General features: G+C 64.2%; 20 protein-coding genes and 1 CRISPR repeat array. Of the genes, 15 read left to right on the plus strand and 5 right to left on the minus strand.

From position 1 onward, the window contains the following. The first annotated feature begins 122 nt into the window (after positions 1–122). Both LT988_RS05070 and LT988_RS05075 read left to right on the plus strand, forming a co-directional pair. On the plus strand, positions 123–536 hold the full coding sequence (locus LT988_RS05070) for a hypothetical protein (protein ID WP_232409139.1): 414 nt from the start codon (positions 123–125) through the stop codon (positions 534–536). A gap of 184 nt (positions 537–720) precedes the next feature. Beyond that, the gene (locus LT988_RS05075; RefSeq protein ID WP_232409140.1) at positions 721–2,163 is read left to right on the plus strand and encodes a diguanylate cyclase; all 1,443 of its coding nucleotides are present in this window, start codon (positions 721–723) and stop codon (positions 2,161–2,163) included. 176 nt (positions 2,164–2,339) lie between these two features. Here LT988_RS05075 and LT988_RS05080 read toward each other — a convergent pair whose 3' ends face one another. The 3 genes from LT988_RS05080 to LT988_RS05090 all read right to left on the minus strand — a co-directional run bounded on the left by LT988_RS05080 (position 2,340) and on the right by LT988_RS05090 (position 5,593). After that, positions 2,340–4,529 carry a ClcB-like voltage-gated chloride channel protein gene (locus LT988_RS05080; RefSeq protein ID WP_232409141.1) on the minus strand — a complete coding sequence of 730 codons (2,190 nt, stop codon included), beginning with the start codon at positions 4,527–4,529 and terminating at the stop codon, positions 2,340–2,342. Then, positions 4,526–5,092, minus strand: a complete 567-nt coding sequence (locus LT988_RS05085; RefSeq protein ID WP_232409142.1) for a GNAT family N-acetyltransferase — start codon at positions 5,090–5,092, stop codon at positions 4,526–4,528. The genes LT988_RS05080 and LT988_RS05085 overlap by 4 nt, the downstream gene beginning before the upstream one ends. A 126-nt stretch (positions 5,093–5,218) precedes the next feature. Next, entirely contained in the window at positions 5,219–5,593 is a 375-nt protein-coding gene (locus LT988_RS05090; protein ID WP_232409143.1) for a DUF4143 domain-containing protein, read from the minus strand. Between the two features lie 181 nt (positions 5,594–5,774). On the opposite strand from LT988_RS05090, the gene cas3 reads away from it, so the two are divergent. From cas3 to cas2e, 9 genes are all read left to right on the plus strand, one after another. After that, entirely contained in the window at positions 5,775–8,480 is a 2,706-nt protein-coding gene (cas3, locus tag LT988_RS05095; protein ID WP_232409144.1) for a CRISPR-associated helicase Cas3', read from the plus strand. After that, the gene (gene casA / locus LT988_RS05100; protein WP_232409145.1) at positions 8,477–10,048 is read left to right on the plus strand and encodes a type I-E CRISPR-associated protein Cse1/CasA; all 1,572 of its coding nucleotides are present in this window, start codon (positions 8,477–8,479) and stop codon (positions 10,046–10,048) included. Before cas3 ends, casA begins: the two co-directional genes overlap by 4 nt. Beyond that, complete coding sequence (gene casB, locus LT988_RS05105; RefSeq protein ID WP_232409146.1) at positions 10,045–10,608, plus strand: type I-E CRISPR-associated protein Cse2/CasB; 564 nt, start codon at positions 10,045–10,047, stop codon at positions 10,606–10,608. The genes casA and casB overlap by 4 nt, the downstream gene beginning before the upstream one ends. Positions 10,609–10,621: 13 nt before the next feature. Beyond that, positions 10,622–11,764: a type I-E CRISPR-associated protein Cas7/Cse4/CasC gene (cas7e, locus tag LT988_RS05110; protein ID WP_232409147.1), complete on the plus strand. Its 1,143-nt coding sequence runs from the start codon at positions 10,622–10,624 to the stop codon at positions 11,762–11,764. Between the two features lie 2 nt (positions 11,765–11,766). After that, complete coding sequence (cas5e, locus tag LT988_RS05115) at positions 11,767–12,417, plus strand: type I-E CRISPR-associated protein Cas5/CasD (RefSeq protein ID WP_232409148.1); 651 nt, start codon at positions 11,767–11,769, stop codon at positions 12,415–12,417. Continuing rightward, a complete protein-coding gene (gene cas6e / locus LT988_RS05120; protein WP_232409150.1) occupies positions 12,404–13,030 on the plus strand; it encodes a type I-E CRISPR-associated protein Cas6/Cse3/CasE in 627 nt (208 codons plus the stop codon). The genes cas5e and cas6e overlap by 14 nt, the downstream gene beginning before the upstream one ends. A 166-nt stretch (positions 13,031–13,196) precedes the next feature. Then, the gene (locus LT988_RS05125; RefSeq protein ID WP_232409151.1) at positions 13,197–13,409 is read left to right on the plus strand and encodes a type II toxin-antitoxin system HicB family antitoxin; all 213 of its coding nucleotides are present in this window, start codon (positions 13,197–13,199) and stop codon (positions 13,407–13,409) included. A 23-nt stretch (positions 13,410–13,432) separates the two neighbouring features. After that, positions 13,433–14,344 carry a type I-E CRISPR-associated endonuclease Cas1e gene (gene cas1e, locus LT988_RS05130; protein WP_232409152.1) on the plus strand — a complete coding sequence of 304 codons (912 nt, stop codon included), beginning with the start codon at positions 13,433–13,435 and terminating at the stop codon, positions 14,342–14,344. Continuing rightward, positions 14,325–14,624: a type I-E CRISPR-associated endoribonuclease Cas2e gene (cas2e, locus tag LT988_RS05135; RefSeq protein WP_232409153.1), complete on the plus strand. Its 300-nt coding sequence runs from the start codon at positions 14,325–14,327 to the stop codon at positions 14,622–14,624. Before cas1e ends, cas2e begins: the two co-directional genes overlap by 20 nt. A gap of 93 nt (positions 14,625–14,717) precedes the next feature. Further along, positions 14,718–17,798: direct repeats of the CRISPR family, unit length 29 nt; unit sequence GTGTTCCCCGCGCCCGCGGGGATGAACCG. A 157-nt stretch (positions 17,799–17,955) separates the two neighbouring features. Here cas2e and LT988_RS05140 read toward each other — a convergent pair. Continuing rightward, positions 17,956–18,273, minus strand: a complete 318-nt coding sequence (locus LT988_RS05140; RefSeq protein WP_232409154.1) for a ribbon-helix-helix protein, CopG family — start codon at positions 18,271–18,273, stop codon at positions 17,956–17,958. Positions 18,274–18,379: 106 nt separating this feature from the next. Next, a complete protein-coding gene (locus tag LT988_RS05145; RefSeq protein WP_232409155.1) occupies positions 18,380–20,500 on the minus strand; it encodes a hypothetical protein in 2,121 nt (706 codons plus the stop codon). A gap of 297 nt (positions 20,501–20,797) precedes the next feature. On the opposite strand from LT988_RS05145, the gene LT988_RS05150 reads away from it, so the two are divergent. The 4 genes from LT988_RS05150 to LT988_RS05165 all read left to right on the plus strand — a co-directional run bounded on the left by LT988_RS05150 (position 20,798) and on the right by LT988_RS05165 (position 24,520). Next, a complete protein-coding gene (locus tag LT988_RS05150; RefSeq protein WP_232409156.1) occupies positions 20,798–21,358 on the plus strand; it encodes an FmdB family zinc ribbon protein in 561 nt (186 codons plus the stop codon). Between the two features lie 242 nt (positions 21,359–21,600). Then, positions 21,601–22,140, plus strand: coding sequence for a glycine cleavage system protein R (locus LT988_RS05155; RefSeq protein ID WP_007194445.1), 540 nt, complete (start codon positions 21,601–21,603; stop codon positions 22,138–22,140). Positions 22,141–22,431: 291 nt separating this feature from the next. Beyond that, positions 22,432–22,905, plus strand: coding sequence for a peroxiredoxin (locus LT988_RS05160; protein ID WP_232409157.1), 474 nt, complete (start codon positions 22,432–22,434; stop codon positions 22,903–22,905). A 199-nt stretch (positions 22,906–23,104) separates the two neighbouring features. Next, a complete protein-coding gene (locus tag LT988_RS05165) occupies positions 23,105–24,520 on the plus strand; it encodes a PhoH family protein (RefSeq protein WP_232409158.1) in 1,416 nt (471 codons plus the stop codon). The last annotated feature ends 112 nt before the right edge of the window (positions 24,521–24,632 follow it).

The raw sequence follows: 24,632 nt of genomic DNA on the forward strand, positions 1-24,632 counted from the left end.
GCGACAACGCAGGAGTAGTCGCACTTGGGGGCGCGCCTGCAGTGTTTTCACCGGCGACAATGGTGCGCGGTTTTCCCACGAAGGCACACACCGTTTCACCAACCAGGAGCATCGATCCAAACATGAACGCGAAGAACAGCGGACTCGGAAGGTCATTCTCTCGCGCAACCGGCGGGGCGCTTGCGCTCTGCGCACTGCTGTCTTTCAGCGGCTGCGCTCAGATCCAACAATCGGAGACCCAAAGCACGGAGCGCATGTTGGCCGCGGCCGGTTTCCAGATGAAGTTCGCCAAGACCCCGGCCCAAAGCGCGCAGGTCGCCGCCCTGCCCCAACGCAAACTCACCCGCACGACGGGTCCGGACGGCGCCATTCGCTTCGTCTGGGCCGATGCGACCGATTGTAAGTGCATCTATGTCGGAACCGAGGCGGCATACGACCGCTATCAAAAGCTCGGAGTCCAGCAGGAGATCGCCGAGGAAAACGAAATGGCCTCGATGGACTGGGACTCCTGGGGCGGTTGGGGACCCGCGTGGTAGCCTGATCCGAGCCCGGCTTGGCGGGCGGCGTCCGACCAAGGACGCCGCCCGCCAATCGACGATGACGGCCTTGGTGCCGACCGGCCTCTGCGCCGAGATTCCGGGGCGCCTTGGGTGTTGAGCGCAAAGCCCAAAACACCTCGTCCGTTATCATGAGCAGCGCGCGATGGCGCCGCGAGACTCTATGCGTCTGAGCATCCGCCGCAAGCTCTTCCTAAGCCATTTCTTGGCCGTGCTGCTGGTATCCGGCAGCATCGGAACCTACTTCTACTACAGCGCGGTGCAAAGCCTGGTCGAGAGCATCCGGCTGCGCCTCCAGAGCAGCGCGGCCCTATTAGGCCAGACCCTGGACGCCCGTGAGGTCGAGGGCATTCGGGATGCCTCCGATTCGGACAGCGACACCTATCGGCGCCACCTCGACCTCCTGCGCGATCTCTCCCGCGCCAATCCCGACATCGCCTATGCCTATATCATGCGGCGCAGCGGCGTTCGGGTCTTCTTCGTCCTCGACTCGGACGAGTCGGAGCGACAAGCCCTGCCGGGACGCGAGTACAAGGACCTCACCCCGGCCCTACTACGGGGATTTCACAATCCCTCCGTGGACGCTCAGGTCTATCGGGACGAGTGGGGATCCTTCATGTCCGGGTACTCGCCCCTTCGAAACGCCCACGGCGAGTATCTGGTCGGTCTCGACATGCGCGCCGATGAGTTCGAGCGCAAGCTGGCCACGATCCGCCTTGCCGGCGCACTCTCCTTAACGCTTTCCATGATCCTTGCCCTGCTGTTCAGCCGCGCCCTCTCGGTTCATTTCACCAGGCCGATCCAGATGCTGGTCGAGCGCTGCCGGGCAATCGCCCAAGGCGATGCCGATTACGCGGTTCGGATTCACAGCGGCGACGAGTTGGAGGAGCTGACGGACGCCTTCAACGCCATGTCGCGCCGAGTGATCCAGAGCCGCATGGAAGCCGACGCCGCCCAGCGGTCGGCCGGGCAGGCCAGGGATCTCTTGGAGCGAAGGGTCTCGGAGCGCACGCGTGAGCTGACCGACACCAATGCGAGGCTGCTCCACGAAGTCGGGGAGCGCGCAAGGGCCGAGGAGATGCTGGCTCAAGTGGCGCGGACGGATCCCTTGACCGGCTTAATGAATCGGCGGGCCATGCTGGAGCAGTTGGACATCCATGCCACTCGCTTTCAGCACAGCAACACGCCGTGCAGCATCCTGCTGGCCGACATCGATCGCTTCAAGAGCATCAACGATACCTTCGGACACGATGCAGGGGATCAGGCCCTGAGTCAGACCGCGAAGGAATTGACCCAAGGTTTGCGGCCCCGAGATCTGGTCGCCCGCTGGGGCGGCGAAGAGTTCCTGTTCCTGCTCCCGGACAGCGATTCGACAGCGGCGTTGGTCGTCGCCGAACGGGTTCGGAGTATGGTTGCCGCCAAACCAATCCGGTTCGGAGACAAGATTCTCCATTTGACCTTGAGTGTAGGCGTCGCAAGCTTCCGCCCCGACGAATCCATACACCACTGCATCAAGGCGGCCGACAAGGCGCTCTACCGGGCAAAGCGCGCCGGACGTGACCGCGTCGTTGTCACCGAGGCGTCCAGCGAAAACGACGAACACTGAGAGACATCCGATAGGTATGGATCGACCTGCCAATGTCCGCCTAAGTGCTCGGACAAGCGCGCCCATCTCAACGTCGGACATCGACCGGGACCTGGCCGACGTGCTCGCCGAGGGTGCCGCAACGGCGGATCATGCGAACCTCAAGGGACCTCGAAGCAGGGCATGCGGCACGAGGTTCAGCGCGGAGCATCCGTCTCGCGCGGCAGCAGCGACTCGGCGTACATGGGCGAGATATCGGAATATTGCCGTGCCGTGTAATGCGCCGTAACGACGGCGAGCATCAGCGGCAGGACGATCTCGTAGTCCATCGTCATCTCGAAGACCATCAGGATCGCCATCAAGGGGGCGTGAGTCGTCCCGGCTAGCATGGCCCCCATGCCGACGACCGCGTAGGCACTCGGCGGCGCGGTCCCGACCGGCAAGACCGCGTGAACAAGGGTTCCGAACAGCACACCGAGCAGCGCGCCGACGAAGAGGGTCGGGGTGAAGGCGCCGCCCACGGCACCGGAGCCGTGGGTCGCCGCGGTCGCAAGCATCTTCAGCACCATCACGGTCAGGAGTGCCTGCCAGACCCAGGGCTCGTTCAACACGGTGTTGACCACGCTGTAACCATTGCCCCAGACCGCGGGCTCGTAGACCGAGATGGCACCGACGATCAGCCCCCCGATGGCCATACGCGCGGCCAGCGGCAAGGGCATCCGAGCGAACGCGCGATGCGAACGCCCGAGCAGACTCAGGAAGACCGGCGCCAGGTGTCCCGCCGTGATGCCGAGCAGAAGGTAGAGCCCCAGCTCCCAGTCGCTGACCAACTGGAATTCGGGAATCTCGTAGACCGGCGCGTACCCCATGATGTCGTGGACGGTCACGCTGGAGATGACCGCGGCGACGATCAGCGGGCCGATGAACTCCAAGGCGATGGAGCCGAGCACGATCTCGGCGACGAAGATGGTCGCCGCAATCGGTGCATTGTAGGCCGCAGCGAGCCCCGCCGCCGCCCCCGCCGCAACCAGAAGCCGCATGCGATCGCGCGGAAACCGGGCGACCCGACCGACGACCGAGGCGACCATCGCGGCCAACTGCACCATCGCCCCCTCGCGCCCGATGGACCCGCCGGTCGCCACCGTCACCAAGGACGAGGCCGATTTGACCAGGCTGTGGCGGACGCTGATCCACCCATCGCCGATTGCGACCGCCTCCATATAGTCGGTGGTCTTGCGCCCGCGCAGCCGTCCCCCGATCTGCGCCAGGATCAACCCGGCCACCAGACCACCCGCAGCGGGGGCCAGCAGGCGCTGCCACGCCGGCAGCGACTCCGCCATCACGACCAAGCTGCCGCTCTGACCCGCGAGCACCCGCTCCAAGGCGTGGATGCCCTCGCGAAACAGTACGGTAACCAGGGCGCCGAGCAACCCGCTGAGGGCGGCCAGCAGAAGCAAGACCAAATCGCCGCGACGCCAGGCGAGCAGCAGCGCGACGCGCCGAGGCGGCGCCGTCGCGACATCCACCCCGGCGTCCCCTTCCGACCCGGACGCCGACCCGGACGCCGTCGCGGCCGCGGCTCGACGCTCGCGGCGAATCAGCGCAGCGGCGAACACAGCGAAGGTGAGTGCGACCAACAGCCAAGCCGGCGCGATCGGCCCCTCCGGCAGCGGAGGCGCTGCGCCCTCGTCCGCCCCTTCCGCCGGCAACGTGACAGGTGGCCGCTCGCTCGGCGACGCCCCGCCCGCTGCCTCCGCCGGACAGGGGCATGTGGACTCCGCAACCGGTCGCTCCGTGCCGACGCCGGAGAGCGATGCCTCCGGCTCGACCCGAACTGCTGCCGGTGGCGGCTCTGAAGGACTCGGGAAGACCTCGGCGGATAGCGGCGACAGCGTCGACACAGGCTCGGCGGGCGGCGTCGCGGCTGACTCCGGTCTCGGCTCCGCGATCGGCTCGGCGATCACCTCCGGGGCTGCCGTCGGCGGTGACTCCGGCAGGCCCCGATCGGCCGGCGGACACACCAGGGGCCGCCCCGTGCGGCGATGCTCCGCCCACTCACGCACTTGACGCGCGATGCTCAGCCGAGCCGTCTCCGCATCCAGCGCGCCAATGCGCTCTGCCGACGGCACCCGCAAAACCGCACCCACACGCAAGACCCCGTTGACATTGCACGCCGGCGAGAAGGCCTCCGGATTCGCCTCCAACAGGGCCAGCATCACCTGATCGCGACTGAACCCCGCCTCGGGCGCGATCCGATCCGCGATCTTCCAGAGACTATCGCCCGCTCGGACCGGAACGACATCTTGTTCCGCCCGCACCGGCAAGGTCGAGACGGCCAACCAGAAGATCAGAACCACGACCGACAGACAACGGACCCTATCGGTCATTGCGAGTGCCCGACGGCATCCGGAACCATCGAAAATATCCACGCCGGAACCGAGACACCGCCGACGACCAACCGGTTGCGTGCCAACCCCTCATAGAACGCGCCTGCCTTGCGCGCGACGCCGGCACTCGACAGATTCCCCTCCGCAACAACGATCTCGATCCGCATCAGCCCCAGCTCCGCAAAGCCGAAACGTGCCATCGCTCGCACGGCGCGTGCTGCAACCCCCTCCCGCTGCCGTGATGCGCGCACCCAATATCCCAGATTGCAGAGCTTGTGCTCGGCGATGAGATGATTCAGACCGATGCCCCCGAGGACCTCGCTCCCGTCCGCCGCAAAGATCCCCAGCTCCACGGCCGTGCCGGTAGCAAGCTCCGCCGCGCAGATCGCAAACCAGGCGCGTGCCTCAGCGACACTGAAACCTTCATGACACCAGGACATCCAGCGCCCCACCGCGCGCGCAGACTCGCGCGCCGCGCAGGCGAATGCCTCGGCGTCCGCGGGGACAAACGGCCTCAGACAGACCCCCTCGCCTCTCGGCGGCTCCGGCAACACTACGAGCATCGATGCCTCCCCGGACGGGTGAACAATCACGCTCGCAAGTCTACCCGGCGAAGCGCAACGCAGGCATTGCGGGTATCGTTCACATCTGGAATTGATTCACATCGTCCGCGAGTTTCTGCTAGCGCTTTAGGCCCTTACGCCAGTCGCCGGCGAAGGTGGCGCGGGACTTGATCTCGACGGCCTGGAGTCGGCCGGCGACCTCGAACAGCAGGTCGTTTCGTTGCCCGTGTCCTTGCGCCAGAAATACGATTCGGCCGGTCGCCCCACTTTAAAGCACTGCTTCGCCAACTCCGATTCCACCTGGGTTTCGAAGAGGGCGCCGCGCTGTGCGTGGATCGACAAGGCGTCGGCTTCGCCAATGCCCAACCAGGCCAGCGCCAACCCCTTGTCGAGAATGAAGAGTTCGGGGGTCTTGATCAGTCGTTTACCGAAGTGTTGACCGAAGCCATCCACCAGCCGAACAAAAGTCGACACAACAAAGCGTGGGCCATGACGTACCACAGCCCGAACTCCCGGCCGACTCACCAATGACCATTGCGAATCCTTGCCCTGGACTGAAGTCGACCTCCATCCGCAGGAATCGCATTCACACGTCAAGCACGATCGGCCCACCGGCGGGCTCACGAAATGAGCCACCGCATGCTGTAGGATGGGACCGTCGAACACAAAAGGACCATCGCTCATGGACACAGCGCAGGAAACGCCTCGACCGCACCCCTCCGATTTCACGGGGCTTTCTGCCGCTGCCCGAACCCTCTGGGCCAAGAGCGGCGACGAGACCGGACACAGCCTGCTCGCCCACATGCTGGATGTGGCCGCGGTCGCCGAGGCCATCCTAGCCCGTGAATCATCGCGTTCACTGGACTGGGCGTCGCGGGCTTTCGCGTTGCCCTCCGACCTGACCGTACGCTGGATCGCCGCGATGGTCGGACTGCACGACTTCGGCAAGGCGATTCCGGGCTTTCAATTCAAATGGCCGGGCGGACAGGCGGCCGACGAAGCAGCAGGGCTTGCGTTCAGGGCAGTCACCCTTGCCGTCCACCGTCACGATCTGGCAGGTGCCGCACTGCTCCGGCGGCTTTTCGCATCAAGGACACCCGATGCCGGCTGGACGCTTGCCGTCTCGCAAGCCTTGAGCGCCCATCACGGCTACATGCCGCGCTCCGACGAAATCAGAGATGCGATGCCGCGATTTGAAGGGCCCGAATGGGCAGCGGCCAGGTCCGAGATCCTCGATGCTTATCTCCAAACCATGGCACCCGGCGATGGTCCCGAATCGGATGACATCCCGCTTCCGGCGGTCGCCTGGCTCGCCGGTCTGACGAGTGTCGCAGACTGGATCGGTTCAAACCCCGACTGGTTTCCGCAGGGGGAGCGAGGAGAAACCCTCTGCGAACATTACGCCAACGCCCACGACCTGGCAGACGCAGCACTCGACGCGATCGGCTGGCCCAAGTTTCGGCCGCTTCTCGACACGGCATCCGATACCGATACGCTGATTCGACGGATTCTGGGCCAGTCAGACGCGGCAATCGAAGCCCGACCGCTGCAACTGGCGGCAGATCGACTGCTCTGTCGGATAACGAGCCCCGTTCTGATGATCGTCGAGGCCCCGATGGGCGAGGGCAAGACCGAGCTCGCACTCCTCGCCCATGTGCGGCTGCAGGCCATAAACGGACACCGGGGGCTCTACCTCGCGCTGCCGACACAGGCGACGGGCAACGCCATGTTCGATCGCACGCTTTCTTTCTTGCAGAGCTTCCTCTCCGATGCGCCGATGGACATCCAGTTGGCGCATGGCGGGGCGATGCTGGACGAGCGCATTCAACGGCTGCGAGGGGTTGATCACTCCCCGGCGGAATCGATCGCATCCTCGGTTTGGTTCTCGCAACGCAAACGCCCTCTGCTGTCGCCCTATGGCGTCGGGACCGTTGATCAGGCCCTGTTCGCCACCCTCAACGTCAAGCACCACTTCGTGCGACTTTGGGGTTTGAGCAACCGTGTCGTGGTTCTCGATGAGATCCATGCCTACGACACCTACACCAGCGGTCTGATCGAGGCCCTCTTGCGTTGGCTCAAGGCACTCGGCTGCTCGGTGGTGTTGATGAGCGCCACCCTCCCCGCCCGGCGCCGAGCGGCTCTGCTCGACGCCTGGGGCGCGGCGGATCGGCCGGACATTCCATACCCGCGCATTTTGATGGCTCGAGACGGCGAGACCTTCGGAGAAACCGTTGCCTGTCGACAGCTGGCGCCGATCCGGATCTCGGGAATCGCCGAGGACATCGAAACCCTCGCGAGCAAAGCCCTGGCCGATCTCGCGAGTGACGGCTGCGGTCTTGTCGTGGTCAACACGGTTCAGCGCGCTCAGGATCTCTATCGGCTGTTGCGTCAGAGGATCAGGGATCCAAACGAGATCCTTTTGTTCCATGCGCGCTTCCCCGCAGACGAGCGTAGTGAGCATGAGCTTGCGGTGCTTCGCCGTTTCGGGAGGGTACCGGAATCCCAGCGACCGAAGCGCTGTCTCCTCATCGCCACCCAAGTGGCGGAGCAAAGTCTGGATCTGGATTTCGACTTCATGCTTTCCGACCTGGCGCCGATGGATCTGCTCCTGCAGCGGGCAGGCCGACTGCATCGGCATGAGCGAGCGCGACCCTCTGCGCACGACGAGCCGCATCTGCGGATCGCCGGCCTCCTCCCGGAACGGCCTCCGGAGCTAACCGACACCGCCTGGGGCTTTGTCTACGACCCCTACATCCTCTATTCCACTTGGGCCGTCGTGCTCCGCGAGCCGTTGTGGCAACTACCCACCGATATCGATCGATTGGTGCAGGCCGTTTACTCGCAAGATCCCTTCGAAGAAGAGGGCAGACCCGAGCTTTTGGCGACCCTCGACAAGGCATTGGGAGAGCACTACGGCGTGCTACAGACGCAGCGGCAACAGGCGGCCAATGTCGCCATCGACGCCGAGGACGAGCCGCAAACGGCTTATCAGGGGAAACCTCGCGCGAGCGAGGAGCAAGGCGAGGGCGGCATACCCGTCATCACGCGCCTGGGAGAGCAGAGTCTGGTGGCCGTGCCGGTCCTGGTCTCGGACGAAGGCTGGCGTCTGCTCCCGGGCGACCAACCCTTCGACCCGGACGTGGTCCCGGACGATTCCTTGGCCAGGCGCATCTTCACCCGTCAGATAAGGATCAGCCGGAAGGGCGTTCTTCATGCGCTCATTGCCGAGCGGTTGCCGAAGGGATTCGACGAACATCCGTTGCTCCGTCACCTTCGTCCCCTACCACTCTGCGATGGCGTCGCCGAGATCGGCGGCGTACGCCTACTCCTCGATCCCGAGCTTGGACTCGTTTATGAGCCTCTGACAACGCTTTCGGAGTCAGCATGACCGATCAGACCCAACCGACCTTCAACCTCTTGGACGAGCCCTGGATACCGGTGCGATTCCCGGACGGAGAGGTTCGCGACGTCAGCCTGACACAGGCACTCGTCGAAGCGAACCGGATCAGCTCACTCGCCGAGACATCGCCACCGAACCTGATCGCCCTGTATCGCGTTCTGCTCGCGCTCCTGCATCGCGCCCTGACCACGCAACACGGACCCTGGAAGGATGCGGACCGGGCGCGCTGGTACCGGGAGGGTGTACCCGAGGCACCGATTCGGGCCTATCTCGATCAGTGGCGCGAGCGGTTCTGGCTGTTTCATCAAGAGGCGCCCTTCATGCAAGTCAAAGCACTGACTGAAGCGCCCGAGACACGAGAAAAACTGAAGCCATGGACGCAGGTCTGCCTGGCTGGCGGGAGCGGAAATACCCCTGTGGTGTTCGATCACGCCATGGATGAAACGCCGTCCTCGATTAGCGCGGCACTCGCCTGTCGGCATCTTTTGGGCTTTCTGCAGTTTACGCCTGGCGGACTGGTCAAGACCATCCGTGACTCCGACAAGGCAGGGCCGCTATCCAATACTGCAGCCGTCATGTCACTCGGTGATCACCTCGACGAATCGTTGCTGCTCAACCTCCATCCGTACAGCGTAAGAGTTGCCGATGATCTGCCGGCCTGGGAGCAACTTCAGCCCGGCATCGCCGCACTCCGTGCAGCACCAAGGCTCGCAACCGGCCCGAACGACCGCTACACACGGATCAGTCGTGCCGTTCTGCTGGTTCCGGAGAGTAACCCGCGATTCGTTCGACACGTCCGTTTCGCCGCCGGCCTCGCCTTGGAAGAAGATGTCAAAAGCCCTGATCCGATGGCCTGTTACCGGATCGCAAAGGATGGAAAGGCGGTTCGCATGTCGTTCTACGAAGGCCGGGCCGTTTGGCGAGAGCTACCCGCCCTGGTTCCGGACCCGAGCGGCAAATTCAATCAGCCGGCGGCCGTTCTTGCATGGGCGACGAATCTTCGCAATCGAACAGGGCAATTCGACGCCCCCGTTCCCGTGCTCGTCGCCGGGTTGGCAAGCGATCAGGCTAAGCTGCTGCGCTGGCGCGTCGAGCGTGTCGATCTGCCGCTGCCGCTTTTGGCCGATCCAGATGCCGCGGCCGAAGTTCGGGCCCGGATTCGCGAGGGCGAAGATCTCTATTTCCGCCTACGCACGCTCTGCGCCGAGATGATCGCAAGCGCGATGCCGGATCCCGACCACAAAGACACCAGGGCGCGCGCAAGAACCGTCCTGGACAACGGACCGACCGCCTCCGCTTTCTTCTCCAGCGTCGAACGTGCGCTGCCGGAGTTGATGCAGCGGATCGCTGCCGGAGACGTCGATGCGGCATATGGGCACTGGGCAAGTGCGCTGAAGCGCGCCACGCAAGACGCTTGGGATGCAACACGCGGCGCGGTCGGCGACTCGCCTGCGGCACTTCGCGCACAAGCGCGCGCAATCCCGAAGATTCAGCGCTTGCTGCGCTCGCTCGATCAGCCAGAGACCGAAACCACCCGAGAAGAGGTCAATTCATGAGCGAGCATGCTCAATCCTTCATCGCCCACCTGACGGGTCTCGCCGATCATGATCGCGGCGCCTTGGCACACTTGCGGCGCAGCCTGGGATTCGATCCCGGAGCCTTCCCCCGCGCCTATCCCTATGTCGAACGCTTCGTCGGACCCGAGCGACATGCGGAGGATCCTTGGCGCAAGGCGCTCTATCTCGGCGCCGGGCTGTTTGCCCTCCATCCGGAGCACCGGCAAGGCGAGACCCTCGCATCAGCGTTGGGGCATCTCGCCCATGTCCGTGAAAGCACGAGCATCGAGCGGCGTTTCATCGCGCTCCTTAGCGCCGAACCGGAGGGCTTGCCCGACCTGTTGCGCCAAGTCGTTTCACTCTTGGCCGCCGACGATTGCGCCGTCGACTATGTTCGCCTACTCGATGACCTCGGCATCTGGCTGCGTCCTTTCGGGGGGGATGGACGGGATCGCATACGTCAGCGTTGGGCGCGCGATTTTTACTGTGCCTACGACGCAGCAACGGCTCGGACCGAATCTACCCCATCAACCCCCGACCCTCTGCAACGATCTGCCTGACAAGGAGAGCACCATGAGTCTGTTCGTCGAATTCCACCTGATCCAGAGCTTCGCCCCCTCAAATCTCAACCGGGACGACACCGGCGCTCCCAAGGACGCCATCTTCGGCGGCCAGCGGCGGGCTCGGGTGAGCAGCCAGTGTTTCAAACGCGCCATCCGACTCAAGTCCGCCGAGCTGGGCGTGATCCCGTCCGAATTCGGATCGGTCCGGACCAAGAAACTTAAGGAACTGCTGAACGAGCGCCTCGCCGAGCGCGGACGCCCCGACGCCGGTCTCCAGATCGAAACCGCCTTGGCCGCTGCCGGCCTGAAGCTGAAAGACGACGGCAAGACCGAGTACCTGCTATTCCTGGGGCAAGGCGAGATCGAGCGATTTGCCGAGCTGATTCATACACACTGGGACGCACTCAGCACGGCGCCCACTGGGGAGGCGAAGAAAACCAAGAAAGAGGCGAAGGCCAGCGCTCCGCCCGAGGTCGTGAAGGAAGCGAAGGCGTTGCTGGACGGCCAGAAAGCCGTCGACGTCGCCATGTTCGGCCGGATGTTGGCAGATCTCCCGGGAGTCAACCAATACGCGGCCTGTCAGGTCGCCCATGCCATAAGCACGCACAAGGTCGAAAGGGAATTCGACTATTTCACTGCGGTGGACGACAAGGGCGACATCGACGAGACCGGTGCCGGCATGATCGGGCAGATCGAGTTCAACTCCGCCACACTCTATCGGTATGCCGTCATCGACGCGCACAAACTGGTTTCAAACCTAAAATCGGATCAGGAGCTTGCCCTGAAGGGAATCGGCGCCTTTACCCGGGCCATGGCCCGCGCCATCCCGACCGGCAAGCAAAACACCTTCGCGGCACACAATCCGCCAAGCTTTGTCGGCGTAGTCCTGCGCCATGCGAGCCCATTCAACCTGGCCAACGCCTTCGAAAAACCCATCTGGCCGCGGCAGGACCGCGAACTGACCGCTCTTTCGGTCGAGAGACTCGCCGAGCACGAAGCAAAGGTGTCTGGCGCCTACGGCGACGGCAAAGATAAGTGGGCCTATCTCGACATTACCGACACTTGGCCGACGACCCGAGGAGAACCCCAAGCGACGCTGGACGATCTAGCCGATTGGGTCGTCGCTCAAACGTGCGCCGCGTTGGAGAGCTGATCATGCCGACACTACTGCTGCGGCTCGCGGGCCCGATGCAGTCCTGGGGCACGACCAGCCGCTTCGACGAACGGGATAGCCAGCTTGAGCCATCCAAGTCGGGTGTGCTGGGTCTTGTCTGCGCCGCCCTTGGGCGTGATCGGACCGCGCCGATCGAGGACCTCGCCCAGCTGCGCATGGGCGTGCGCGTCGATCGGGAGGGGCTGTTGATGCGCGACTATCAGACCGCAACCGGCGTGATGACTGCCGCCGGCAAGGTCGAACTTGGCCGAACTGTCGTCAGCCCTCGCTATTACTTGGCGGATGCCGCCTTCTTGGTTGGCTTGGAGGGACATGACCAAAACCTCTTGGCGCAGATCCAGTCCGCCCTCCGCGCCCCGGTTTGGCCATTGGCGCTTGGTCGCAAGGCGTTCCCGCCAGGCGCTCCGGTCTGGTTGCCCGACGGCGCCTTCGAGACTGATCTACGCGCTACCCTGCTCGGTGCCCCTCGCATCGCCGAGCCTCGCTTCGAGCATCGAGACGCGCCGCTGCGGCTGATCCTCGAGCATGCCGGTCATGGGGCCGTGCGGCTCGATCAACCGATCGCGCCATTCGCCGAGCGCCGCTTCGGACCGCGTCACGTGGCTGCGGAGGTGGTCCATGTACCTGTCTAAGCTGACCCTGGATCCCATGCATCCGCAGGCTCGCCGAGATCTCGGCAGCCCCTACGAGATGCACCGGACGCTCGCTCGCGTCTATGCGCCCGATACACATACCCAACCCCAGCCCTTTCTGTGGCGACTGGAACCGGGCCGCGACCCTGCTCATTCCGCCACGCTTCTTGTCCAATCCGACGTTGTCGGAAACTGGCCCGTTCTCGACCAGATGCCGGGATACGCGGTGGAAGTCCTGGGCGACAAGCCGGTAAACCTGGAACGTCTGATCATGACGGCTGGAGACCGCTTCAGATTTCGTATCTTGGCCAATCCAACCGTAACGCGTGAAGGGAAGCGCCATGGCCTGACCAGAGAAGAGGAACAGCTGGATTGGTTGGGCCGCCAGGGTGGAAAACATGGATTCTCGCTGGACTCCTGTTTAAGGTTGGGCAATGAGCGTATCCAGACCCGTCAAGGCAAGGTGGGGCGTCGTATCACGCTGCGAACGGTTCTGTTCGAGGGCATCTTGGAAGCGTCGGAGGTTGCCCGTCTTCAATTCGCTGTGCGGTTCGGTCTCGGACACGGGAAAGCAATGGGCCTGGGGTTGCTTTCCCTAGCACGGATCACGTAAGGCACCGATGTTCAAAGACCCGGCGGGCGATACTTTGTCTTTAGCCGACGCCGGGAGGAGATAGCGTCGAGGCGAGCGCTACAACTCCGGGAAACCTGAGTGATGATCTCGCCCCCGCACGTTGAACTGCATCCTCAAGCAAAACGGCTCGAAATGAGGACAAGCCATGCGTTACGCCGTCGTGATCGAACGGGCGGGAAATAACTATTCCGCTTACGTTCCGGATCTGCCGGGATGCGTTGCCACGGGCCGCACCCTCGAAGAAACCGAGTTGGAGATTCGGGAGGCGATCGAGTTCCACTTGGCAGGGCTACGTGAAGACGGCCTGCCAGTACCAGTCCCGGAAAGTCGTGTGGACTACATCGAAGTCGCCGCCTAAATCAACCGAACAAGGACGTTGCCATGCTGCCCCCGCTCAAACCCATCGCCATGAAGGAACGCATCTCTCTGATCTTCATCGAGTACGGCGAGATCGACGTGCTGGACGGCGCCTTCGTCGTTATCGACAAGAACGGCGTGCGTACGCACATCCCCATCGGCAGTATTGCCTGCATCATGCTGGAGCCCGGTACCCGTGTCTCGCATCGCGCGGCGGCGCTGGCCGCGCGGGTCGGTACCCTGCTCGTCTGGGTCGGAGAGGCCGGGGTGCGGCTCTATGCGTCCGGTCAACCCGGAGGTGCACGCTCGGATCGTCTGCTCTACCAGGCCAAGCTCGCGCTCGACGACCAGGCACGGCTCAAGGTGGTACGCAAGATGTACGAGCTGCGGTTCGGGGAAAAGCCTCCGGAGCGGCGCAGCGTTGAGCAACTGCGCGGGATCGAAGGGGCTCGCGTGAAAAAGACCTACGACAACCTGGCGAAGCAATACGGCGTGAGCTGGAAAGGGCGCCGCTACGATCCAACGGATTGGGACACCAGCGATGTCCCCAACACCTGTCTCTCGGCCGCAACCGCTTGTCTCTACGGCATCACGGAGGCCGCCATCTTGGCCGCCGGCTATGCGCCCGCGGTCGGATTCATCCATACCGGCAAACCCTTGTCCTTCGTCTACGATATCGCAGACATCGTGAAGTTCGAGACCGTGGCTCCCGTGGCGTTCAAGATCGCAGCCAAGGCTCCTCAGCAACCCGAACGGGTGGTCCGCCTGGCCTGCCGGGACGTCTTCCGCGAAAGCAAGCTGCTCGGCAAGATCATCCCGCTGATCGAGGAGGTGCTGACCGCGGGAGGTTTGGAACCGCCCTACCCACCGAAGGAATCGGTGCCGCCGGCGATTAAGGAGACGGAGGGCCTTGGCAATGTTGGTCATCGTCACTGAGAACGTCCCGCCGCGTCTGCGCGGACGCCTGGCGGTCTGGCTGCTGGAGATCCGGGCAGGCGTCTATATCGGCACCCCATCAAAGCGGCTGCGCGAGTTTATCTGGAATCAGGTCCTCGAAGGCGTGGAAGACGGTAACGCCGTCATCGCCTGGAATACCAACACCGAATCCGGCTACGATTTCGCCACAGTCGGCAAGAACCGACGTGTCCCGGTCGATTTCGATGGTCTTCGATTGGTCAGTTTTCTGCCGCCAGATGAACAGTCAAAAGGTCCTTAACAATTTATATCTGTCCCTGTCGAAACGCCGGGATTTTTCGGTGGATTTTTGGGTGTCCAATTTTCGGAATTGAATCAGCAGGATGCTGGAAGTGTGTTCCCCGCGCCCGCGGGGATGAACCGGCCAACTAATGGAGCGGAGCGCAGCGCAGCGTGTGTTCCCCGCGCCCGCGGGGATGAACCGTCTCATGGGTGAGACTTTTCAGCATAAATGCGGTGTTCCCCGCGCCCGCGGGGATGAACCGTCTCTGTAGAAATCCATGATTAGCTCCGAGCGGTGTTCCCCGCGCCCGCGGGGATGAACCGGCGTCCTGCCCGGCATAGCTTACGCCAATATCGTGTTCCCCGCGCCCGCGGGGATGAACCGACGCTGCTCTCGGCTCCGGACGGCACGCTGCTGTGTTCCCCGCGCCCGCGGGGATGAACCGTCGACGACGAACCGAGATATTCGTGAACGAGAGTGTTCCCCGCGCCCGCGGGGATGAACCGTGAATACATACGGAGGACTTGCTGAGTTAACCGTGTTCCCCGCGCCCGCGGGGATGAACCGCTGGCGCCCGCGGTAGAGCGCTTCGATGAGTTGTGTTCCCCGCGCCCGCGGGGATGAACCGGTTTAAGCATTAAGGCCGGAAGGGCGATCCAAGTGTTCCCCGCGCCCGCGGGGATGAACCGGTGCCCGATGATGCACGTCGAACCTTCAGGGAGTGTTCCCCGCGCCCGCGGGGATGAACCGCATCCGCAATCGCGTGAAGGCGCCGGTAGCCCGTGTTCCCCGCGCCCGCGGGGATGAACCGGCGCCCGTCAGCATCGATCGCTGTTGATTCAAGTGTTCCCCGCGCCCGCGGGGATGAACCGACTTGAATGCGGGATAACAACTTCGCTTTCTCGTGTTCCCCGCGCCCGCGGGGATGAACCGGCTATAACTATGAAAGTCAATGTAAAAGGCATGTGTTCCCCGCGCCCGCGGGGATGAACCGGCAACCGGCAGCAGGACAGACACCTGCCGCGTCGTGTTCCCCGCGCCCGCGGGGATGAACCGGCATCTGTCCGTAGCCCCGATATCGGCAAGCCGTGTTCCCCGCGCCCGCGGGGATGAACCGACCTCGCATTCCTGTTGCGAAAACGCGCTGTAGTGTTCCCCGCGCCCGCGGGGATGAACCGTAGGTCTCGACGAGCCCGGCGCGGTTGGCGGGGTGTTCCCCGCGCCCGCGGGGATGAACCGACCGTTACAGCCAACGCGCCGACACCGGACACGTGTTCCCCGCGCCCGCGGGGATGAACCGGTCTTCGTCTGCTCGACCCCGACCATCAAGTCGTGTTCCCCGCGCCCGCGGGGATGAACCGCCGGAGCAAATGATGGCTATTTCGCTTAGCAGGTGTTCCCCGCGCCCGCGGGGATGAACCGCCGAGACCGTGTTGAGTCAGGCGCGCGTCGATGTGTTCCCCGCGCCCGCGGGGATGAACCGGATCTCGACCGACCGACCGCCTGGTCTGTTGGGTGTTCCCCGCGCCCGCGGGGATGAACCGCATGCGACGGATTTTGAGACTGCAGGAGGCGAGTGTTCCCCGCGCCCGCGGGGATGAACCGTCCCCGAAGGGTCTGCTGTGGTCTTGGGTGCGGTGTTCCCCGCGCCCGCGGGGATGAACCGGCAATGAGACCAATCGATTCGGCATACGACACGTGTTCCCCGCGCCCGCGGGGATGAACCGTCGTGCTCATCATGGTCCTCGTCGTGCATGCCGTGTTCCCCGCGCCCGCGGGGATGAACCGCGATCTTGCTTGCGCTTGAGCCTGATTACACGGTGTTCCCCGCGCCCGCGGGGATGAACCGCGTCAGGTTTATGCCTCGCGTGCTGATTGTCAGTGTTCCCCGCGCCCGCGGGGATGAACCGCGTCAGGTTTATGCCTCGCGTGCTGATTGTCAGTGTTCCCCGCGCCCGCGGGGATGAACCGTGCACTACGTTCAATTGCTGCTCCCGGCGCCGGTGTTCCCCGCGCCCGCGGGGATGAACCGATGGCTAAGCAATACGAAATCAAGCTCCGGGTGTGTTCCCCGCGCCCGCGGGGATGAACCGATGAAGGTTTGCGCCAGCGGATCGCCGCGCCAGTGTTCCCCGCGCCCGCGGGGATGAACCGATATACGTAACGTAGTTGTTGGAGAAATTGTCGTGTTCCCCGCGCCCGCGGGGATGAACCGTGGTTCCCTGGGCATTACTGGCAGGTGTCCGGGTGTTCCCCGCGCCCGCGGGGATGAACCGCCGCGGCGGTGCGTATGGACCGCATCAATTCAGTGTTCCCCGCGCCCGCGGGGATGAACCGCCGCGGCGGTGCGTATGGACCGCATCAATTCAGTGTTCCCCGCGCCCGCGGGGATGAACCTGGTTGTCCTTCCTGGCCGCGTTTCGGTGCGGCGTGTTCCCCGCGCCCGCGGGGATGAACCGCATTATTCAGACACAGCCACATGGCGTCCCCCGTGTTCCCCGCGCCCGCGGGGATGAACCGGCTGGATCGAGGCGTCTGTCCGCACGATCGGTAGTGTTCCCCGCGCCCGCGGGGATGAACCGCTCTTCGCGCAGCCCGATCACGATCTGGCGCGGTGTTCCCCGCGCCCGCGGGGATGAACCGCTCGCGCTCATGCCGGATAACTGCACCGGGATGTGTTCCCCGCGCCCGCGGGGATGAACCGGTGTCGCCGGCTACGGACTTGAACGTCAGTAGGTGTTCCCCGCGCCCGCGGGGATGAACCGAGCACTGGCCCGAGATCACTCGGCGTGTCGTGGTGTTCCCCGCGCCCGCGGGGATGAACCGACGATCGAGTTTGCGGATCCGCCGGCACCGCCGTGTTCCCCGCGCCCGCGGGGATGAACCGCAATGCGAGAAAGCGGGGTTGCTGTTTCATGCGTGTTCCCCGCGCCCGCGGGGATGAACCGCGGATCGGCTCACTCATGCGGCGCGCTCGGATGTGTTCCCCGCGCCCGCGGGGATGAACCGGCTTGCATTAGAAATCCCCCACGCGCTGCTGGGTGTTCCCCGCGCCCGCGGGGATGAACCGATCCGCGCCGAGGTCCGCGCCGGGCATCGGATGTGTTCCCCGCGCCCGCGGGAATGAACCGTGGACCGACCAATCGGGTCAGGATCGCTACACGTGTTCCCCGCGCCCGCGGGGATGAGCCGACCCTCGGCTTCCGATGCGTTCGTGGATCTCAGTGTTCCCCACCCATTCCGGGATGAACCATATCCGTCCGCGCTAAGTGAGCGACCTTCGGTACCGGGGTGGACGACAGCCGCCATGCCGTGGTCCTGAGACGAAGGTCAGGCCCGCAGACCGCGATCACTTCCACCACTTTTCGCCGGAGTCCGCCGGTGATTGCTCCCCGAGATCCCATCCCCCTGCAAGGTCGCGGGATTCGCTCTCGACCGAATCGAGTTCTCCGGCGATCCGGATTGCCTCTTTGCGCAGTATCGGGTTGGAATATCCCGCCGTCGCCTCCGCAACATATTCGGCAATGAATCGTTCGCGATCACGCCGTGCGACCCAGTGCGCGATGGCGTCGCGGACGACATCCGAACGTGACCGCCCGGTAAAACGAGCCTCCAGATCAAGCTTTCGTTCCAGATTATCGGGCAACTGCACGTGGATGACGGCCATGGTACTGAGCTCCGACAACACAGGGTTTATCGAACGACTGTCCGTGTCGTCCCCAGAGGGAGCCATCGATCAGCAACCCAAAGAGGCCGGGGTAGACCCCGCGCGCTCAGGGCTCCAACGCAGCCTCGAACGGCACGAACTCAAACGCTCGAATAGCGAGATCGACCGCTGCCGGCTCCCCGTCGCTGCGGAAGGTCAGGGAAACCTCCGAGATCCCGTGCAGGGCCGGCGTCGCCGGGAGGACGACCTCGATCCTGCCGTCTTCGGTCTTCGGGAAGCGTGCGAAGATCTCGATGGGGATCGCAGGCGGTGGAAGGGGATCGCCCTGCGCGCGCTTGAAGGCGACGACGGCATCCTCGATCGCGGTCTCGGAGCGAAACCGGATGGACAGTTTGCCGTTCGACAGACTTTTAGCGTGGCCCTCGGGGAGCACGAACGCGAGCCCTCCGCTGCCGCTGATATTCGACGCGAAACGCGACGCCACCTCGTCCCGGGAGAAGGCGATCGGATCCTCATGCGCGGTCCAGGGGATGACCCGATTCTCGGCGGCCAGAAGGTCGATCCGCTGTCCCGGCGCGTATAAGGCCTCGAGCTGGCCGGTGAGGTTCATCGCGTCGAGATAGCGCCGCATGTTGTCGTGGGCGGTGTTGATTCCGCCGAGAATGAGAGACAGGGTATGGACCGTCGTCTGGTAGGGGATGACCTTGTCGGTGGCCATATTCCAACCTTCCCAGGGACCGTGTTCGGTGAACAGGCTCGAGACGCGCGCCCACGCGGCCCGCAGAAACTCATCCACCTGCTCGGGCGCGATCCCGTAGGCAACACCGAGGCTGTAGAGCGACGGGGCCTGCGTGTCGAGCGGATAGTCGGTCACCGCGATGTCGCCGATCCCGATCAGACCGGTGTACTCGGTCCCTTTGCCGCTGTAGGCCTCCGATAGGAGTCCCGGCAACTTGTGCCGGGTCGAGAAATCGAGCTCGATGTCGACGAGTGTCTTCAAAGCGCGCCGCCAAGCCGGGTTGCGGGACTCCTGCATGAACAGCGACAGCCCGAGCAACTGGAAGGCGGACCCATCCCAGGCAGCCAGGGCATAGGTGTCGCTGCCGTCGGCCTGTCGGTAGGGCTTGATCTTGAATCCGGCGTTGCGGATCGCCGCGACCGGCAGTCCGTAGCGCAGCACGGTGAATATCAGCGGTCCGCGGAACTCGTTGATGAAGTAATTCATCTGCCCGGTCACCCAGTTCCCCCGATCATCGCTCCAGCCGACGAACCGATCCGCCGTGGCGTCCCAGCCGAACACGAAGGTGCCGGTCTTCGGATCGAACAGATGGGCATAGCCTTCCTTTTGGGCCTCGATGAAGCGCTCCATCGCGTCCCGGAGCGCGACGGCTTGCGGCGCGTCGCGGATCTCGGGTTGCAGGAGTGCGCCGATCGCCCTCGCCAGAGCGGCCGTCAGGTTGGCGTTATCGCCGAAGATGATGGTGACGACACGCTGGTCGAGAAGCCCCATGATGGCGGCCTGCCGCGACGGATCGGCATAAGGCGCAAGCGCCCCGTCGAAATGGAGCGCCCCGTAGCCTTCGCGACGGAGAATCCTGCCTTTTCGGCCATTGTCTTCCTCCTGGAGCCACCCCTTATCGAGGAGGGCCCGCCAGATGGCCTGCCCGTCGGGCTCGCCGAAGGTCTCGATAAAGCGGCTGCGCTCGATGGATTCCAACAATGGCCCGCAGCGCTCTCCGCCGTCGAACCCTATGAAATTCGAGAGCAACCCCTTTGCGGCGAGGTTCGGATCGCGCTGATCGGCACCGAGTGTCGCCACCGCGAGCGCGAGTCCGTCCAAGGCGGCGCCTCGGGAGAGATAGGGATTGTCCGATTGGCCTGCGGCGATATTGGCCAGCAGCTCGATCCAGGCGCCGATCGCCGTGAGTTGCGTGAAGGAGCGAAGAAAGAGCCCGTTGGCCGGCTCCTGATTCCAGCCCTCGGCCGGATAACCGGACACCGGATCGATAATCCTGTGTACCGGATCGACGTAGCTGAAGGCGTTGTTCAACAGTCGCCGCATGTGGCGATGGTGGCGAGGCACCGTGGGATATTCGAAGGCGCTGCGCTCGCCGAGATGCGCCTCTTCGGGTCCGGCGGACGTCGATGCCCCGGTGGCTGCGGAGGCGCACAGGATCAGCGCGACAAGCAGCGAATACAACGCGCAACTCTTCTCGACGTTCGACATAGGGCTTCCACTCTCGCCAAAAAAATCCCGCGGCGTCGGGATCGCTTGTATTCCTTCGGGACGCGACGACGAACGCGCGGCGACGCCCCCTCCGGTGGTCGCACGGCTCCGCCGCGGCGGCGGCGGACATCGCGTCTACGCCGAGCGCGCGTGTGCTTTTCGGAAAGCAGAGTGCTTCCGGCGCGCGGCCTGACTTAGGCGGAACGCCGGCCCGGCTTGCGCGAGGCATGCAATGCCGCGAAAAACACAGGCGCGCTCGGTATAGAATGCGCCGAGCCATTCGACGGAGACAACACCATGCCGGTCTACGAGTTTTACTGCCCCGACTGCCATGCCATCTTCAACTTCTTCTCGCGTCGGGTCGATACCCAGACGCGTCCCGCATGTCCGCGCTGCGGGCGGCCGGAGCTTGGTCGGCAGGCGAGCCTGTTCGCGATCAGCCGCCAGCGGGGACAAGGCGACGAGGACGCGGGGGGCGACGATCTGCCCGCAGGTCTGGACGAGGCGAAGTTGATGAACGCCTTCGCCTCGATGGCCGGCGAGCTGGAGAATCTCGATCAGGACGACCCGAAGCAGGCGGCGCAGACCATGCGCAAGCTGTTTGAGGCGACGGGTCTGAAGCTCGGCGACGGGATGGCGGAGGCAATCCGTCGCATGGAAGCGGGCGAGGATCCGGATCAGATCGACGCGGAGCTCGGCGACGTGCTCGATTCCGAGGACCCCTTTGGCGCAGGCGGGCCCGCGCGGACCTCGGAGGCCCTAAAGCAGCTGAGACGCGATCTGCTGCCGGCCGCGCGCGACGACACCTGGTATCCCCTGCAGGGACCGGATGAGTCGCGAAGGGGGTCGCCTTCCTGACGACCCGGGCGCGCCCCGATTCTCCTTCAAAGCCGCAGCCCGAGCGATCGGCTCGCTCGGGGTCGAGCATCTCGCGTTCGCACAACGCGTCGGAGTGGCCGACATCGCGGACAGGATCTCGGGCTCGGTTGCAGTCAGGCCCGAGAACCGCGCCGGCGCGGCCCAGCCTGCCCTATGCAGGTGTCCGATGGCCCATGCTACACTCCGAGCGGTACCTGTAACCCGCGAACATCGGCAAGGATATGACCAAGCAGAAGACCTACCTCGTGATCTCGGCACTCGGCGAAGACCACCCGGGTATCGTCAACCAGATTTCCAAAACCGTGCTCGAGCACGGTTGCAATATCGAAGACAGCCGGATGACGGTCCTCGGCGGCGAGTTTGCGGCGATCCTCCTGGTCGAGGGCAAATGGAATACGCTGGCCAAGATCGAGAATGCCCTCCCGGAGCTCGAGCGTCAGCTCGGAATGACGATCATCTCCAAGCGCACCGGCGAGCGCGCCACGGGCCGAAATCTGCTTCCTTACGCGGTCGACGTGATTTCGATGGACCATCCCGGGATCGTCAACAACCTCGCCGGCTTCTTCTCCGAGCGCAAGATCAACATCGAGGACATGTCGACCTCCACCTACGCCGCCGCCCACACCGGCACCACCATGTTCGCGGTGCACATGACGGTCGGGATCCCCTCCGACATGCATATCGCCGGTCTGCGTGAGGAGTTCATGGATTACTGCGACGGGCTGAACCTCGACGCGGTGCTCGAGCCGATCAAGGGCTGAGCCCGACCGGCTGCACAGGTGCGCCCGACGACACGAAGGGCTGTGCGCATCACGCCGGCCACATCGATGCCTGTGCGCGAGGGTGAACGAGCACTGTAAGGACAAGCGCCGAGGGGGTGGACAAGCGCAGCGCAGTCCACCAGCGCCGGCGCAGAGTTCGGTGGACTTCGCTCTCGCTCGTCCACCCTACCGATTACCGGTTGGCTCCCTGACCAAGGCTGGTGTGAAACGCCGCCGGCCGCCACAAGATCCAACGCACACCAACATCACCCGAGAGTGGAGGTACCCAGCATGAGCGTCGCGATCGGCGAAACTATCCCGGATATCGAGCTGCCCGCCACGGGCGAGAGGAGCGTCAAGCTCTCCGACTACCGCGGCAAAAACCTCGTCCTCTATTTCTACCCCAAGGCGAGCACGCCCGGCTGCACGCAGGAAGGCCAGGACTTTCGCGATGCGGCGGATGCCTTCGCGGCGGCCGACACGCAGATCCTCGGCGCCTCGCGCGACGGCATCAAGGCTCAGGAGAACTTCAAGGCCAAGCAATCCTTCCCCTTCGATCTGCTGTCGGACAAGGACGAGGCGCTCTGCAAGGCATTCGATGTCATCAAGATGAAAAAGATGTACGGCAAAGAGAGTCTCGGGGTCGAGCGCAGTACCTTCCTGATCGACGCCGAGGGCGTGCTGCGCGAGGAATGGCGCGGGGTCAAGGTGAAGGACCACGTCGCCGCCGTGCTCGCCGCGGCGCAGCGGCTCAACGCCGGCTAGGTCGAGACTCGCGGTGCCTCGGCCACCCGCGCGTCGACCGCGGCACCCCGGATCGACACCCTCTCGGCGCCGACTCACGCGTCGTCCCGCGGCCCCGACCGATGCCGGGCACCCCTGCCGAGAGACGCCAAGCCCCTCCCCCACCCGATCGATCGCTGCTGCCGAATGCTTCGGCGCGGCGCTCCGGTAGCCGATACCCATGATCAAACGCGAAAACGACAAGACCTGCCTCTTCGTTCTCGACACCAACGTGCTGATGCACGACCCCACGGCCATCTTTCGCTTCCAAGAGCACGACATCTTCCTGCCCATGATCGTTCTCGAAGAGCTCGATCACGGGAAGAAGGGCTTGTCCGAGGTGGCGCGCAACGTCCGCCAGGTCAGTCGGTTTCTCGATCAGCTGATGTCCGACGCGGACAAGGAGGAGATCGACGCGGGCCTGCTGATCGGCCCGGTCTCGGCCGGTGGCGGCATCGCGCACCCGGCCACCGGACGCCTTTTCTTCCAGACCGAATTGCTCGACCTGAAGTTGCCGGCCTCGCTGCCGGGCAACGGTGCGGACAACAACATCCTGGGCACCGCCCAGGCGCTGAGCAAGCTACGGACCGATCGACAGGTCATCATCGTTTCGAAAGACATCAACCTTCGCATCAAGGCGGCGGTCCTCGGCATCCCGGCGGAGGACTATTCCAACGATCAGGTCCTCGACGACGTCAACCTGCTCTACACGGGCATGGAGGGGCTCCCCGAGGATTTCTGGGAGCACCACGAGAAGTCGCTCGATGCCTGGAAGGAGGAGGGCCGCACGCTCTATCGCGTCTCGGGTCCGGACATCGCGGACTGGTATCCCGCCGAATGTCTCTACCTGGGCGAGGACCCTGCCTTCGAGGCCATCGTCCGTGAGAAGCGCACCGAGACCGAGGCCGTTATCGAGCTGGTCGACGACTATCGCGTGCCCCGCCGAGGCGTCTGGGGTATCACCGCACGCAACCGCGAGCAGAACTTCGCGCTCAACATGCTGTTGGATCCGGACCTGGATTTCGTCACCCTGCTCGGGGCCGCGGGAACCGGCAAGACGCTCCTTGCGCTGGCGGCGGGTCTCGCCCAGGTGCTGGACCGCAACCTCTATCGCGAGATCATCATGACCCGGGTGACGGTCCCGGTCGGCGAGGACATCGGCTTCCTGCCCGGCACGGAGGAAGAGAAGATGACGCCCTGGATGGGCGCGCTCATGGACAACCTCGAGGTGCTCACCAAACCCGAGGGCGGGGAATGGGGTCGCGCGGCGACCAATGACCTGATCCGCAACCGGATCCGCATCTCCTCGCTCAACTTCATGCGCGGGCGCACCTTCCTGAACAAATACATCATCCTGGACGAGGCCCAGAACCTCACCGCAAAGCAGATGAAGACACTCATCACCCGCTCCGGTCCAGGCACCAAGTTCGTCTGTCTCGGCAACATCAGCCAGATCGATACGCCGTACTTGACCGAGACCACGTCCGGCCTGACGTATGTGGTGGACCGGTTCAAGCAATGGCCGCACAGCGGGCACATCACGCTGTTGCGTGGCGAGCGCTCGCGATTGGCGGATTTTGCGTCGCAGGAGCTCTAAAGCTCGATCGCGTCTCGGGGTGTGCTTTACGGTTGAGTGGATAAGCGGACGCTTCGAGATCTCTGAGGAGACGGCGTTGACGCGATCGAGGTGAACAGGAGAAAAAGGAAAG

The organism is Thiocapsa bogorovii, assembly GCF_021228795.1.
In the GTDB taxonomy this organism is placed as follows: Bacteria; Pseudomonadota; Gammaproteobacteria; order Chromatiales; family Chromatiaceae; genus Thiocapsa; species Thiocapsa bogorovii.

What these genes read in the sequence shown, in the direction of transcription:
- LT988_RS05070 (WP_232409139.1), top strand. Translation starts at nt 123, where the DNA reads ATGAACGCGAAGAACAGCGGACTCGGAAGGTCATTCTCTCGCGCAACC.
- LT988_RS05075 (WP_232409140.1), top strand. Translation starts at nt 721, where the DNA reads ATGCGTCTGAGCATCCGCCGCAAGCTCTTCCTAAGCCATTTCTTGGCC.
- LT988_RS05080 (WP_232409141.1), bottom strand. Translation starts at nt 4,529, where the DNA reads ATGACCGATAGGGTCCGTTGTCTGTCGGTCGTGGTTCTGATCTTCTGG.
- LT988_RS05085 (WP_232409142.1), bottom strand. Translation starts at nt 5,092, where the DNA reads ATGCTCGTAGTGTTGCCGGAGCCGCCGAGAGGCGAGGGGGTCTGTCTG.
- cas3 (WP_232409144.1), top strand. Translation starts at nt 5,775, where the DNA reads ATGGACACAGCGCAGGAAACGCCTCGACCGCACCCCTCCGATTTCACG.
- casA (WP_232409145.1), top strand. Translation starts at nt 8,477, where the DNA reads ATGACCGATCAGACCCAACCGACCTTCAACCTCTTGGACGAGCCCTGG.
- casB (WP_232409146.1), top strand. Translation starts at nt 10,045, where the DNA reads ATGAGCGAGCATGCTCAATCCTTCATCGCCCACCTGACGGGTCTCGCC.
- cas7e (WP_232409147.1), top strand. Translation starts at nt 10,622, where the DNA reads ATGAGTCTGTTCGTCGAATTCCACCTGATCCAGAGCTTCGCCCCCTCA.
- cas5e (WP_232409148.1), top strand. Translation starts at nt 11,767, where the DNA reads ATGCCGACACTACTGCTGCGGCTCGCGGGCCCGATGCAGTCCTGGGGC.
- cas6e (WP_232409150.1), top strand. Translation starts at nt 12,404, where the DNA reads ATGTACCTGTCTAAGCTGACCCTGGATCCCATGCATCCGCAGGCTCGC.
- LT988_RS05125 (WP_232409151.1), top strand. Translation starts at nt 13,197, where the DNA reads ATGCGTTACGCCGTCGTGATCGAACGGGCGGGAAATAACTATTCCGCT.
- cas1e (WP_232409152.1), top strand. Translation starts at nt 13,433, where the DNA reads ATGCTGCCCCCGCTCAAACCCATCGCCATGAAGGAACGCATCTCTCTG.
- cas2e (WP_232409153.1), top strand. Translation starts at nt 14,325, where the DNA reads ATGTTGGTCATCGTCACTGAGAACGTCCCGCCGCGTCTGCGCGGACGC.
- LT988_RS05140 (WP_232409154.1), bottom strand. Translation starts at nt 18,273, where the DNA reads ATGGCCGTCATCCACGTGCAGTTGCCCGATAATCTGGAACGAAAGCTT.
- LT988_RS05145 (WP_232409155.1), bottom strand. Translation starts at nt 20,500, where the DNA reads ATGTCGAACGTCGAGAAGAGTTGCGCGTTGTATTCGCTGCTTGTCGCG.
- LT988_RS05150 (WP_232409156.1), top strand. Translation starts at nt 20,798, where the DNA reads ATGCCGGTCTACGAGTTTTACTGCCCCGACTGCCATGCCATCTTCAAC.
- LT988_RS05155 (WP_007194445.1), top strand. Translation starts at nt 21,601, where the DNA reads ATGACCAAGCAGAAGACCTACCTCGTGATCTCGGCACTCGGCGAAGAC.
- LT988_RS05160 (WP_232409157.1), top strand. Translation starts at nt 22,432, where the DNA reads ATGAGCGTCGCGATCGGCGAAACTATCCCGGATATCGAGCTGCCCGCC.
- LT988_RS05165 (WP_232409158.1), top strand. Translation starts at nt 23,105, where the DNA reads ATGATCAAACGCGAAAACGACAAGACCTGCCTCTTCGTTCTCGACACC.